General features: G+C 53.3%; 9 protein-coding genes. 6 read left to right on the forward strand and 3 right to left on the reverse strand.

All coding sequences use genetic code 11. The features are described 5' to 3' along the window. Positions 1-368: BsuPI-related putative proteinase inhibitor (locus VFK44_09110; GenBank protein HET7628531.1), on the reverse strand; the 368-nt coding region annotated here is incomplete at its 3' end. 60 nt (positions 369-428) lie between these two features. Further along, positions 429-1,019: an HD domain-containing protein gene (locus tag VFK44_09115; GenBank protein HET7628532.1), complete on the reverse strand. Its 591-nt coding sequence runs from the start codon at positions 1,017-1,019 to the stop codon at positions 429-431. 204 nt (positions 1,020-1,223) lie between these two features. Between VFK44_09115 and VFK44_09120 the strand changes: the two genes are divergently transcribed. The 6 genes from VFK44_09120 to VFK44_09145 all read left to right on the forward strand — a co-directional run bounded on the left by VFK44_09120 (position 1,224) and on the right by VFK44_09145 (position 8,356). Beyond that, a complete protein-coding gene (locus VFK44_09120) occupies positions 1,224-2,867 on the forward strand; it encodes a M4 family metallopeptidase (protein HET7628533.1) in 1,644 nt (547 codons plus the stop codon). A gap of 841 nt (positions 2,868-3,708) precedes the next feature. Next, a complete protein-coding gene (gene ectA / locus VFK44_09125; GenBank protein ID HET7628534.1) occupies positions 3,709-4,209 on the forward strand; it encodes a diaminobutyrate acetyltransferase in 501 nt (166 codons plus the stop codon). Between the two features lie 19 nt (positions 4,210-4,228). Beyond that, positions 4,229-5,500 (forward strand): diaminobutyrate--2-oxoglutarate transaminase, encoded by a 1,272-nt coding sequence (gene ectB / locus VFK44_09130; protein ID HET7628535.1) that lies wholly within the window; start codon positions 4,229-4,231, stop codon positions 5,498-5,500. Positions 5,501-5,515: 15 nt separating this feature from the next. Next, complete coding sequence (locus tag VFK44_09135; protein ID HET7628536.1) at positions 5,516-5,902, forward strand: ectoine synthase; 387 nt, start codon at positions 5,516-5,518, stop codon at positions 5,900-5,902. 72 nt (positions 5,903-5,974) lie between these two features. After that, entirely contained in the window at positions 5,975-6,862 is an 888-nt protein-coding gene (thpD, locus tag VFK44_09140) for an ectoine hydroxylase (protein HET7628537.1), read from the forward strand. Between the two features lie 120 nt (positions 6,863-6,982). Further along, positions 6,983-8,356: an RsmF rRNA methyltransferase first C-terminal domain-containing protein gene (locus tag VFK44_09145; protein ID HET7628538.1), complete on the forward strand. Its 1,374-nt coding sequence runs from the start codon at positions 6,983-6,985 to the stop codon at positions 8,354-8,356. 17 nt (positions 8,357-8,373) lie between these two features. On the opposite strand, the gene VFK44_09150 is transcribed toward VFK44_09145, so the two are convergent. Further along, positions 8,374-9,324, reverse strand: a complete 951-nt coding sequence (locus VFK44_09150) for an aminoimidazole riboside kinase (GenBank protein ID HET7628539.1) — start codon at positions 9,322-9,324, stop codon at positions 8,374-8,376. Positions 9,325-9,480 lie beyond the last annotated feature (156 nt).

Raw genomic sequence — 9,480 nt, forward strand, 5'->3', positions numbered from 1 at the left:
TTCACTTCCGCGTCGTACGAGATCTCCTCCGCTTGTTTCAGCGTCACTTCGCCTACCATTTGAGTAAACATCCGTCCTTCGGAATATTGCTTTACTTTTTGCCCTTGTTCGTTTTTAATCACAAAGTCGAACCGCTGCCCAGTCGGGAACGTAAACGTCTGCACGTGCTCGGTCTGGTTTTTCAAATGAAACGTGAACTTGACGGTATCCCCTTGTTGGTTCCAATCGATCCACGTTTGAATCTCTCCCGCGGCAAAACCGCTGCCGCTCTGACTGCCGCCGCTCGTTGTTCCGGTTGAGCCGTCCGCGTTTCCGGATTTCGCCGACTGCCCGCATCCGCCGAGAAAACTGAACGCCAAAAGTAGCATGAGCACCATCCTTATGCTGTTCCTTTTCATAGACAAGACCTCCTGCTCTCAGTTTCACCATTAAGGAGCCAAATATCCTCGCGCCACTGCGTCGCGAATCAACCGTTCGGCAAAATCCCCCAACACCCGGGAGCCGTCACCGATTGCCTGTGCCCGTTCCAGCACTTGCGAGCTCTTCACCCCGTGTTTTTTCCATGCAGCCCCTTCTGTATAAAAATTGTGGAGAAGCGGCTGCAGACGATCAAGCGAAGCGGCGAAACGAGCCTCGGCCGTGTCGCGGCGTTCGTACTCTTCCCACAGCCGACGAAGCTCGAGCGCTTGATCTTCCGGAAGCAAACCGAAAATCCGCTGCGCTGCCCGCTGTTCCCGCTCTTCTTTGTCTTCTTTGCCTTTTTCGTCGTACGCGAACGTGTCGCCGGCATCGATTTCGACAATGTCATGAATCACCACCATCTTCAATACTTTCGTCAAGTCCAGCTTCGTTTCGTTGGCATGTTCCGCTAAGAGAATGGCCATCATCGCTAAGTGCCACGAATGTTCCGCGTCGTTTTCACGCCGGCTGCCGTCCGTCAGCAGCGATTGCCGCAACACTTTTTTCAATTGGTCAACCTCGATCAAAAACGCCATTTGTTCGTTCAATCTTTTACTCATGCAACATATCCTTTCTCCTAAAAGTTTCATTGATAAGGCTAGAAAAGTAAGTTCTCCAGCGGATTTTCAACCAATTTTACCCATTTTTCAGTATATTTTCCCATATTTAACCTCCATTTCTTCCAATTCCCTGTAAACTTTCTCAATAAATATGATAGTCTGAAAACGTACCATTTTTGAGACCTACTAAGGGAGGAGTTTGATTTGACAGGTAAACCGTTGCTCACACTCGTACTTACAGCTTCACTGTCCTTGCTCCCCGCCGTCGCTTACGCCCAGGGGAACGGATCCTCAGGTCCGGCGGACCAGCACGAGAAACATTTGCAGCAATTCAAAAAATGGTCGGATGATCATTTCACCGTCGTATGGAGAAACGAAAACAAAGTTCCGACTTTCGTATCCGGCACCCTTTCCAAACAAAAAATGGCCAGCCTCTCCGACGTACGGAACTATTTGCGCGATCATCAAGAGCTGTTCAAGCTGAACCCTCATTCGGACTTGAACCTCGAAAAGCATTACCGCGACAAACTCGGGATGACCCATTACCGGTTCGTGCAATCGGTCAACGGCATCCCGGTTGAAGGGGCGGATTTCACCGTTAACACCGATAAACATCAGCGCGTTTCGGCTGTCACCGGAGCGGTTCAACCGAACATCGCCGACCACATGGAAGGGGATCTCTCGGCCAACTTGTCGAAACAAGAAGCGTTGCAAAAAGCATGGAATCAAATCGGTTTGTCTCCTGATGAAACCCGCACGATCGGAGGAACTCCGCACGACACCTCGCAACAAGCGAATCTCGTCGTGTACCCGCATAACGGCAAAGGCTATCTTGCTTACCATGTGCAATTGCGATTCCTTTACCCGGAACCGGGCAACTGGCAAATTTACGTCGATGCCAATGACGGTTCCGTCATTCACAGCTATAACGCGATCATGGAATCGGGGCCATCCGTCGGTTACGGCTATGACATCTTCGGCAACAAACGCACACTTCACACCTATCATTATAACAACCGATACTACTTGGCCGATACTTCGAAACCGATGAGAGGCTGGATCGAAACGTTTACCGCGAACAACGGGGAATCGTTGCCGGGCTATAATGTTTCGGACGGCAACAATGCGTTCACGTCGCAATGGCAACGCGCCGCCGTAAGCGCTCAATACAATGTCGGAAAAGTGTACGATTACTACAAATACAATTTCGGCAGAAACAGCTACAACGACAACGGTGCCGTCCTCAATTCCACGGTTCATTATGGATCGAACTACAACAATGCATTCTGGAACGGATCGCAAATGGTTTACGGCGACGGCGACGGCCAAACGTTCCTTCCATTGGCCGGATCGTTAGAAGTTACCGCGCACGAATTGACGCACGCCGTCACCCAGTCGACCGCCAATCTCGAATATTACGGGCAATCCGGGGCATTGAACGAATCGTTCTCCGATACATTTGCCTACTTCGTCCATCCGAACAACTTCTTGATGGGCGAGGACGTCTATACACCGGGCCGTTCCGGCGATGCGATTCGCAGCATGTCCAACCCTTCCGAGTTCGGACAACCGGAAACGATGAGCGATTATGTGAACACCTCCCGTGACAACGGCGGCGTTCACACGAACAGCGGCATCCCGAACAAAGCCGCCTACTTGACGATCAAAGACATCGGCCGCTGGCGTGCCCAACAAATCTACTACCGCGCGCTGACCGTCTACATGGGTCCGCATTCGCAATTCAGCGACGCCCGCGCCGCCCTGCTGCAAGCCGCAGCCGATTATTACGGCTACGGCAAAGAGTACCGGGCTGTCCAGGATGCGTGGAATGCCGTCGGTGTAAGATAACAGTGCAAACAAAGAGGCTGACTCGTTCTATGAGTCAGCCTTTTCCGATTTCCAACCCTATCACTTGTCGTTCCTTTCGGAACGACAAGTGTTAACTGCTTCACATGCCGATCCGCCAAGAACGAGCGGTGCCTCGGCAATTTTTTTACATGGATAAACAGTTTGTTGCCAACCTGCTTGACGAGCGGAATGCTTCTTTACCCTACACGAAAGTAAAAATTTTTCATATAAAAAAAGCCGCAGTTTCGCCTGAACTGCGGCCGAAAGCATCACGAATCGAGCCAACGGCACCTCGATTCAATCCAAAAGCAAAACAATCCGGGCGCATCCGCCGTTCATTGGCAGATCGCCTGTGTCAGCGCTTCACCCACCATTTCCATCCCTCACGGTTTTGCTTATCGAGCGCGGCTTTCCTGCGTTGCATCACGTGTGCCACTTCATTAAAGTTCATCATGATCTTCTCCCCTCTCCTCTTGATCATAACTGGATATGCGGTTCGTTTCGTCGGCATCCGGCACGAAATTGCCGTGCGGACTCCGAATGATTTTCGTATACGACTAGAGACCGAGAACGACGCATCCCGCCGAAATGTCGAATTTCGGCGTTTTTTGCCAGTTGGCAAGAATTTCAGGGTAATCGCGTCCATGACGCAGGTATTATAAGCGAAACGGGCAAGAACCTTGCTCAACACGATTATCGTTACTTAACCACGTCAAACAACGAATAAGCGCTTTTGACGCAATCGGGTGCGGCCGTTATCTTTATGTATGTACCTTGCAATCGAATGGATTCATTGAAAAATGTCATTTAACCCATTGGAGGTGAAACCATCCATACGATTTTGGCCCCTGCCGCCTCTGACTGTCATTTTCGCGCACCAACTGAAAATGACGGCGCTGATGTTTGGACTTTAGTGAAAAGCACCGGAGTCTTAGACTTGAATTCCTCTTACAGCTACCTCATGTGGTGCAAATTTTTCCGAGAAACTTCCATTGTGGCCGAACAGTCTGACAAAGTCGTCGGCTTTATTTCCGGGTTCATTCATCCCGACAAGCCTAATGTGCTGTTCATTTGGCAAGTCGCGGTCGATGCCAGTCAACGCGGAAAGGGATTAGCGACGAAAATGCTGTTTGAACTTCTCGAACGGGAAGCCTGTGAAGACGTCGAGTATTTGCAAGCCACCGTATCACCCGACAACATTGCTTCTCGAAAACTGTTTACAAGATTCGCGAAGAAACTGAATACCCGATGCGAAATTCGCGAAGGGTTCAAGCCGGAAGATTTCCCGGAATCGAACCACGAAGAGGAACCGCTTTATCACATTGGCCCATTCCATTCATAAGAGGAGGCATTTCACAACAATGACCCTTGTAGGACCAAAACCAGAGATGGACATCATCGAGAAACACGAGTCGCAAGTCCGCAGTTACAGCCGCAGTTTCCCGGCCATGTTCGAAAGATCGAAAGGCTATAAACTGTGGGACACGGAAGGCAAGGAATACATCGATTTCTTTGCCGGTGCCGGAGCGTTGAACTACGGACACAACAACGACTTCATGCAGGAAAAAATCATTGAATATATTCGCAGCGACGGCATTGCACACAGCCTCGATATGGCAACCGTACCTCGACGCGATTTTCTTGAGCGTTTTCAGGAAGTCATTCTCGAGCCGCGCAACCTGGACTACAAAGTAATGTTCCCGGGTCCGACAGGAACAAACTCGGTCGAAAGCGCGTTAAAAATTGCCCGCAAAGTCACCGGACGCGATACAGTGATCAGTTTCACGAACGCCTTTCACGGCATGACGATCGGTTCGCTCTCAGTAACCGGAAATTCGTTTAAGCGCAAAGGCGCGGGCGTTCCGCTTAGTCATAGTGTTTCGATGCCTTACGACGACTACATGGACGATCATCCGTCGATCACTTATTTGGAAAAATATTTGGAGGACAGCGGAAGCGGCGTCGAATTGCCGGCAGCCATCATCCTTGAAACGGTGCAAGGCGAAGGCGGATTGAACGCGGCAAGCTTCGAATGGCTGCGCAAGATCGAAGAACTGTGCCGAAAATGGGACATCTTGCTCATCGTCGACGATGTTCAAGCCGGCTGCGGACGTACCGGTACGTTTTTCAGCTTCGAACCGGCAGGGATCAACCCTGACGTCGTTTGCCTGTCAAAATCGATCGGCGGCATCGGTCTCCCGATGGCCATTACGCTCATCAAACCGGAGTACGACAAATGGGGACCGGGCGAGCATAACGGCACGTTCCGAGGAAACAACCTCGCCTTCATCGCCGCTGCGGAAGCTCTCAACCATTGGCAAACGGATGCTTTCCAAAAGGAGATTCAGCGGAAGGCGGAACTGTTGACCGAACGGTTGAAGGCGATCATCGAGGCATTTCCAGAGCTGGAAGGCCGCTTGCGCGGACGCGGATTGATGCAAGGCATCGCGTGCGGCAAAGAAGAGATCACCGGCGAAATTACGAAAGCGGCGTTCGAGCGCGGATTGATCATTGAAACATCCGGACCGAACGATGAAGTATTGAAGGTGTTGCCGCCGCTCATCATCGAAGAAGCCGGACTCGAACAAGGACTTGAAATTTTGCGCGACAGCATTGAAAGCGTACTGAAATAAAGGAGCGGTTACAACATGATTGTTAGAACGTTGGACGAAATCATCGGCTCCGAACGCGACACCGCCGATGAGAATTGGAACAGCCGTCGGTTTTTGCTGAAGGACGACAACGTCGGTTTCACACTGACGGAAACGATCCTTTACGCAGGAACGGAAACGTACATTTGGTATAAAAATCACATCGAGGCCGTCTATTGCATCGAAGGCGAAGCCGAAATTGAAACCGTCGACGACGGCAAAAAGTATACGATCAAACCAGGAACGATGTATTGCCTGGACGGTCACGAAAAACATTATTTGCGGGCCAAAACCGATTTCCGCGTCGTGTGCGTGTTCAATCCGCCGCTGACCGGAAAAGAAGTGCACGACGAAGAAGGCGTCTACCCGGCGGCGGTCGATTAATTCATCTAAGAATGGCATGAACAAACACGTTCATGCCATTTGATTTGATCCGGAAACGAGGAGGTTTACACAATGGAAGATCTTTATCCGTCCCGAAAGAGGGAAGAAGTCCAAATCACAAGACGAAAAGATCCTGTCATCCACGGAACGGAAGAATATGATTGCCCATTGACGAAAGACCAATTGTTGGCTTACGAAAAGAACGGCTACTTGTACTTGGAAAACTTCTTCTCGGAAAGCGAAACGGCGAAAATGCAACAAGAAGCCCTTTCCCTTCGCAACGATGAATCCGTTTCGACGCGTCCGGAAGTCGTGCGCGAACCGCACAATGAAGAAATTCGTTCCATCTTTGCCGTCCATGATCATCCATTTTTCGGAAAAGTCGCTGCCCACGAGCGGTTAACGGCGATCGTCTCCCGACTGCTCGGAAGCGAGGTTTACATTAACCAGTCGCGTATCAACTACAAACCCGGGTTCACGGGCAAGGAGTTTTACTGGCATTCGGACTTCGAAACGTGGCACGTCGAAGACGGTATGCCGCGCATGCGCGCCGTCAGCGTTTCGATCGCACTTACCGACAATCACGTGTTCAACGGGCCGCTCATGCTCATCCCCGGTTCCCATCAATATTTTATCTCATGCATCGGGGAAACGCCGGAAAACCATTACAAGAAATCGCTGCAGAAACAAGAATTCGGCGTCCCCGACCGCAACACGATGACCTGGCTCACGAATGAGCTCGGCATTGACGTCCCGACAGGACCGGCCGGCTCCGTCCTCTTGTTTGAATGCAACACGATGCACGGTTCAAACGGAAACATTACTCCTTACGGCCGCAACAACTTGTTCATGGTGTACAACAGCGTGGAAAATCGGCTCGTCGCTCCCTTTTCCGGCGGCGAACCGCGGCCGGAATACATCGCCGCCCGCAACCCAAATGTAACTTTGATCGGCTCGTAATCTTTTCGGAACGCCAATGCATGTTTGGCGTTCTTTTTATTTCATCGTCAGCCCTTTATGAAATCCCCAAGTTTCCTTGCTATAATGATAAGAGAGTGGACTGACAAAGGAGTTTCACGAATGGAGTTACCGAAACCGTTTATCGATAAAATGACTAACCTGTTAGACCGCGAAGCAGCCGCCTTCTTTGCATCGTATAAAAGGAAAAAAACGACCGGGTTGCGCGTCAATCCGTTGAAACTTTCCCCCGCCGCCTTCGCGGAAATCGCTCCATTTCCGTTGACACCGGTGCCTTTCTGCCCGAGCGGCTTTTACGTCGATCCCGAAAACGAACCCGGCAAACACCCGTTTCACCAAGCGGGGCTCTACTACATGCAAGAACCGAGCGCGATGTTCGTTGCCGAGGTTGTTGCCCCAGCCGAACATGAAAAAGTGCTTGATTTGAGCGCTGCCCCCGGAGGCAAAACGACGCAGCTTGCCGGGATGCTGAACAACACCGGCTTGCTTGTCGCCAACGACATTCATCCAAAACGCGCACGCGCGTTATCCGAAAACGTTGAGCGTATGGGTATCACGAACGCCCTCGTCACGAACGAAACACCGAAACGGCTTGCGGAGCGCTTCCCCGCCTATTTCGATAAAATCCTCGTCGATGCCCCGTGCTCCGGCGAGGGCATGTTTCGGAAAGATCCGGACGCGTGCGGCTACTGGAGTCCGGAACATGTCGAGGCGTGTGCCGCCAGGCAAAAAGACATCCTCGCGGATGCGGTGAAGATGCTGAAGCCGGACGGCACGCTCGTCTACTCGACGTGTACGTTTTCTCCGGAGGAGAATGAGCACATCGTCGAGTGGGCGCTCAGCGAATTTCCCGAGCTGGAAGCGGAGGAAATGGCGAAGCCGACCGGCGTGGCAAGCGGCGAAGCGCGCTGGACGGAGTCGCAGACCGGTGCGGCGGGCAAAGCCGCGAGGCTGTGGCCGCACCGGCTGCGAGGCGAAGGCCATTTCGTCGCGAAATGGCGGAAATCCGCAGACGCTGCCGGCCGTTGGCGCGGCCGGTTGGCCGCGTCCAACGTGAAGCCGGCGCACATGCGGGATTTCCGGCGTTTCGCAAGCGAGGCTTTGGTCAGCGTGCCGGGAGGCACGCTGATGGAGAGAAAAGGGCAATGGTTCGCGTTGCCGAACGATTGCCCGGATTTGCGAGGCGTGAAAGTGCTTCGGCCGGGATGGCATCTCGGCGAGCAAAAGAAGGGCCGCTTTGAGCCGAACCACGCGTTAGCGATGGGGCTCAAAGCGGGCGAAGCGAAGCATGCGCATGAGCTGCCCCTCGGAGAGGGGCAGTGGCGGAAGTATTTGCGCGGCGAAACGCTGGAAACCGGCCGCGACCGCGGCTGGTTGGTCGTGACGCTGGAGGGGTACCCGCTTGGCTGGGGCAAAGAAGTGAAAGGAACGCTGAAGAACTTTTATCCGAAAGGCTTGCGCATTCCTGTCCGCTGACAACGAAATCTCCCCGGTTAACCGGGGAGGTTGGCTTCGTTTTGCACTTCGGCCAATGTCGGCAGCGCCGTCATCGCGCCTTTCTTCGAGGCGGCGAGCCCGCCGGAGATGCTTGCCAGACGGACGATGTCTTTCAACGCTTTTTCGTCGAGCGCCTCGAATCCGCGCTCGTGCAAGCCGTACAAGATGCCGGAAACATACGCATCCCCTGCGCCTGTCGTGTCAATCGCCTTCACCTTCATCGCAGCACAATCGATCGACACGTCGCCGTAAACCACACGGCTCCCTTCAGCGCCGCGCGTCACGAAAACCAACGGAATTTCATACCGCCGCCGCAATGCCTCGACACCTGCGTCAATCGACGCTTCGCCCGTCAGAAACGCCAACTCATCTTCCGACAGCTTCAGCACATCGACTTGCCCCAGCAAGTCGACGATCGCCGCCCTCGCCCTCGCTTCGCTCGGCCAAAGGCCCAGGCGCACGTTCGGGTCGAACGACACCTTCAAGCCTGCGGCTTTCGCCCGTTCGACCGCACGCTTCGTGGCCGTGCGCGCCGGCTCTCGGATCAATGTAATGGATCCGAGATGCAGCAGCTTCCGGCCACGGAAGCCAGCCGCATCCAGTTCCTCCTCGCGGAGGAACTGGTCGGCGCTCGGCTCGATGTAAAACGAGAAGTCACGCTCGCCTCCCTCCGCCAGCTTGACGAACGTCAAGCCGGTCCGCGCCTCGTCACTTCGCTTCGCTTGCGTGACATCGACGCCTTCCTTCCTTAACGTCTCCAGCAAGAACTCCCCGAGCAGGTCGTCGCCGACCTTCCCGATGAACGACGTCTTCACCCCGAGCCGCGCCAAACCGACGGCAACATTCGCCGGGGCTCCGCCCGGACATTTTTCATAAAACCGGTTTTTCGCATCCGTCGGGATGAAATCGACCAGCGCCTCACCGAGGCAAAGGATGCCTTCACTCATCGTATCGCGCCTCCTTCACGTTTCCAACGTCCAATAATCGATGGCGGAAACACGCACATCGCCGCCTTCTGCCTCCCATTGAATCGCGCGATTCGCCGGGTTCGCGAACACGAGGCTCGACATTGCGCGCTCACCGTCGTTCGTAAACACTTCAAT

This window comes from Bacillales bacterium, from assembly GCA_035700025.1.
In the GTDB taxonomy this organism is placed as follows: domain Bacteria; phylum Bacillota; class Bacilli; order Bacillales; family DASSOY01; genus DASSOY01.

Coding starts and splice junctions, on each gene's coding strand:
- VFK44_09150 (HET7628539.1), bottom strand. CDS start 9,324: ATGAGTGAAGGCATCCTTTGCCTCGGTGAGGCGCTGGTCGATTTCATC.
- ectB (HET7628535.1), top strand. CDS start 4,229: ATGACCCTTGTAGGACCAAAACCAGAGATGGACATCATCGAGAAACAC.
- thpD (HET7628537.1), top strand. CDS start 5,975: ATGGAAGATCTTTATCCGTCCCGAAAGAGGGAAGAAGTCCAAATCACA.
- VFK44_09115 (HET7628532.1), bottom strand. CDS start 1,019: ATGAGTAAAAGATTGAACGAACAAATGGCGTTTTTGATCGAGGTTGAC.
- VFK44_09135 (HET7628536.1), top strand. CDS start 5,516: ATGATTGTTAGAACGTTGGACGAAATCATCGGCTCCGAACGCGACACC.
- VFK44_09145 (HET7628538.1), top strand. CDS start 6,983: ATGGAGTTACCGAAACCGTTTATCGATAAAATGACTAACCTGTTAGAC.